Annotated in this window: 3 protein-coding genes; 2 read left to right on the plus strand and 1 reads right to left on the minus strand. The window is 62.9% G+C overall.

What is annotated here, in order from left to right:
* Positions 1-486: 486 nt before the first annotated feature.
* Positions 487-894, plus strand: a complete 408-nt coding sequence (locus tag CT676_RS43275; RefSeq protein ID WP_135217314.1) for a hypothetical protein — start codon at positions 487-489, stop codon at positions 892-894.
* Positions 895-1,083: 189 nt separating this feature from the next.
* Here the strand turns inward: CT676_RS43275 and CT676_RS43280 are convergent, their stop codons facing one another.
* Positions 1,084-2,322 (minus strand): MFS transporter, encoded by a 1,239-nt coding sequence (locus CT676_RS43280; RefSeq protein ID WP_135217315.1) that lies wholly within the window; start codon positions 2,320-2,322, stop codon positions 1,084-1,086.
* 129 nt (positions 2,323-2,451) lie between these two features.
* Between CT676_RS43280 and CT676_RS43285 the strand changes: the two genes are divergently transcribed.
* Complete coding sequence (locus CT676_RS43285; RefSeq protein WP_135217316.1) at positions 2,452-3,060, plus strand: TetR/AcrR family transcriptional regulator; 609 nt, start codon at positions 2,452-2,454, stop codon at positions 3,058-3,060.
* The last annotated feature ends 149 nt before the right edge of the window (positions 3,061-3,209 follow it).

Genomic DNA, 3,209 nt, shown 5'->3' on the forward strand with positions numbered 1-3,209 from the left:
AATGAGAACGCACGCGCGCTGATATCCATGATGGCCCGGAGCAAATGCTCCAATCAAAGGCCGGATACATTGATGCAAGACCACTCACCACCTGATCGACGAACCTCTTGCTACGCACGGCCGGACCATACATTCGGGTCACACCCCGAAGAACTCGGGCTGAGCATATCAAGTCTGCTTCAGCCCCAAGGAGCGGACATCTAGCGGACATGCCGGGTCGACCGCTTGGGGCCAAATCCGGACCTTCCCGTGGGCCAGGCAGAGACTTCGTTTCACATGTTCCCCAGACTCGTCAGGTGACGTAGAATGTCGTTGCCCTTAAAGTGGGATGTGCCGAAATCACCGTCTGGGCAAACGAGCAGCACTGGTGCCATCGGCAAGCACGCTCTCTTAGAAGCCGTTCTTTTTTCGGTTTCGACCACCGTTCACCACGAACTTTGCGCGCTGCTTATGCGGCGGCTCGTTCGGTAACGTCGGGAGAAAGCGATGAGCAAGATCGATCGAAGGTCCGCACTGGGAATCGCGTTGGCAGCGGCTTCGGCTGCCATGGTCAGGCCAGCCGCCGCTCAAGCCACAGGCTACAAGGATATGACGCCTTGGCCAGGTGTCGTGGTGCGTGAATATGAAGGCGAGACACCATCCCTGATCCCAGGTTTTAAGACCGTCTCAATGCGCGATGTCATCATGCAGCCGGGGGCGAAGACCATGGGGCCCCCGATGATGAATGCCATGATCTGCCATATCACCGAAGGGGAGCTTCGGCTTGAGCAGGACGGAAAGACCTTTACGGGCAAGAAGAATTTTGTCTGGACCTGCAACAAGGAAACAAAAGAACAGGCGTACAACGACGGGAATGTGGTCGCGATTATGCGGATCACGGACCTGAAAGCTTAAGGCCCATGAGGAGAAGCGGATGGCGCACGCGACGACGCGCCATCCGCCTGCAGGATCATGAATTGTTGCAACGTCACAGCCGGAGAAAAGTTCGTCCGCGCGCCAAGCTTCGGGTCACACGCTGCCATCACGACGAAACAGCACGGCGTCCCCTGCAAGCTCCCTCTGACGTTCGCGAGCACCGCCCCGCTACGCCGTCCGCAGCACCGGCGACGGCGGCTGCGATGGCCGGATCAGCGCGAATGCGACCTGGATGATGCCGCCGGCCAGACCGAGCGCCACGCCGATGCGCCAGGCCATGGTGTAGGAGCCGAGCGTGTCGTAGAGCACCCCTCCTCCGTAGGCGCCGAGGAAGCTGCCGATCTGGTGGCTCATGAAGGCGAGGCCCTGGATCATCGCCTGCCAGCGCAGGCCGAACATCTCGGCGACCGCGCCGGCGACCAGCGGGCCGACCCCCATCCAGAGAAAGCCCATGATCGCGCCGAACAGCAGCGTCGAGAACGACGTCGCCGGCAGCATGAAATACCAGGCGAGCGCGAGCGAGCGCAGGATGTAGATGCCGCCCAGCAGCGCCAGCTTGTTCCAGCGCTGGCCGGCCCAGCCGAAGAACAGCGAGCCCAGCACGTTGAAGCCGCCGATCATGCCGAGCGTCTGCGCGCTGAGCATCGGATCGAGGCCGCAGATCGCCAGATAGGACGGCAGATGCGTGGTGAGAAACACGAGCTGCATGCCGCAGACGAGATAGGCGCAGGTCATCACCACGAAGGACGCGTTGCCGAACGCCGTCTTCGCAGCCGTCGCGGCGGTGGCATCCCCGATGTCGTCGGCGGTCGGCTTCGGCAGCGGAATCGCGTCGACACGGCCGGCATACCAGGCCGCAGGGATCATCAGCACCGACATGATCACGAAACCGGCGAGCCCGACGCGCCAGCCAAATCCTTCGTTGAGCATCTGTCCGAGCGGCGCCGACAACAGCGCGCCGAGCGAGCCCGCGCCGGAGACGATGCCGAGCACGGTCGAGCGTACAGTCTCCGGCACCGCGCGCGCCGCCACCGACATCGCGATCGCGGCCGCGGTGCAGGCCAGCGACGTCCCGATCAGCACGCCGGCGCCGATCATGATGCTGACGAGCCCGTTCGCGGTCGCCATCAGAATGAGGCCCACGATGTACATCAGCGAGCCCACGATCATGATCGGGCGGAAGCCGTAGCGCACCGTCATCGCGCCGGCGAGCGGCTGGAGAAAGCCCCAGGCGAGGTTCTGCACGGCCAGCGCCAGCGTGAAATCCGAGATCGAAATGTGGATGTCATGCGTCAAAGGCTGCATGAAGATGCCGAGGCTCTGCCGCAGCCCCATGCTCAGTGTCAGCATGATCGAGGCGCCAATCAGGATGGGCAATGTCGGACGCAGGACCTGCAAAAGGGGCATATTTTTCTCCCTCGTCGGCGCGACGCGCGCGCCGGCGTCTGCAATTCTCGATGTTTTTAGTTACACAGACCTGTTTACTTAGGCTATGAAAGGTGCACGCTGTCAAGCGAACAGGACGCACGCTGCCGCATGGCTCCCCCGCCCACACCACAGACGATGAAGGAGCGGATCCTCGAGACCGCCGACAAGCTGTTCTATCTGCAAGGCATTCGCGCCATCGGCGTCGACACCATCGCGGCCGAGATCGGCATCTCCAAGCGCACGCTGTACAACCACTTCCCCTCCAAGGATGCGCTGATCGCGGCCTATCTGGAGCGCCGCTTCGTCAAGCCGCGCCCCTCCGACAAGCCCCCGGCCGAGCAGATTCTTGGCACCTTCGATTCGCTGGAGCGACGCTTTGCGGCCAAGGATTTTCGCGGCTGCCCGTTCGTCAATGCGGTCGCCGAGCTCGGCCCAAAGGACCGCGCCGTGAAGAAGATCGCAATCGCCTTCAAGGAAAGCCGCCGCGTCTGGTTTCGCGAGCGGTTGAACGAGCTAGGTGTTGCGGATGCGGATGCGCTCGCCACCCAGCTCGTGCTCCTGGTCGATGGCTCGATCGCACAGGACCTCGTGCGCGACGACCCGGCGATGGCCCGCGCGGCAAAGGAAGCGGCGAAGGTGCTGCTGCGGAATGCGGGCGTGGATGTGGGTGATGCGGAGAAGCCGGCCGTGACGCACAGCAAGCGCACGCCGCACTAATCAGCATGGCCGTATCGTTCGGTGTCATCACCCGCGAAAGCGGGTGATCCAGTCGTTCGTGAAGAACTGGCGGCGGCGCCCGGCTCAAGCGGTGTTTCGAGCCGGGACGGTCTCGAAGAAGGCTCGGATGATGACACGCAAGAGCTCTG

The sequence above is a fragment of the Bradyrhizobium sp. MOS001 genome (assembly GCF_004634465.1).
Taxonomy (GTDB): domain Bacteria; phylum Pseudomonadota; class Alphaproteobacteria; order Rhizobiales; family Xanthobacteraceae; genus Bradyrhizobium; species Bradyrhizobium barranii.